Source organism: Burkholderia sp. BCC1985, from assembly GCF_905339915.1.
GTDB lineage: Bacteria > Pseudomonadota > Gammaproteobacteria > Burkholderiales > Burkholderiaceae > Burkholderia.
This window is the reverse complement of sequence record NZ_CAJPGY010000151.1, coordinates 1-272: the sequence shown is the minus strand read 5'-3', so window position 1 is coordinate 272 and position 272 is coordinate 1. Positions and strand designations below refer to the sequence as shown.

The 272-nt window shown below is 62.5% G+C and carries 1 protein-coding gene; it reads left to right on the top strand.

Going from position 1 to position 272, the window contains the following annotated elements:
* The coding region (locus tag U4Z31_RS37065; RefSeq protein WP_321813012.1) for a hypothetical protein at positions 1-272 on the top strand (272 nt) is incomplete at both ends.

The following is a 272-nucleotide window of genomic DNA, read 5'->3' as shown; positions in this document are numbered from 1 at the left end:
GTCGAGCTCAGACCGGTCGACAGCGAGCTGATACCCGTCGAAGTCGACGTGGACAGCGACGAAATCGAGCTGTTAGCCGACGAGAGACCGGTCGACGTGGAGGTCGACAGCGAAGCGACCGAGCTATCGGTCGAGCTGAGGCCCGTCGACAGCGAGTTGATGCCCGTCGAGGTCGACGTGGACAAAGAGCTGATCGAGCTGTTTGCCGACGACAGGCCAGTCGACGTCGAAGTCGAGAGCGAAGCCACCGAGCTATCGGTCGAGCTCAGGCC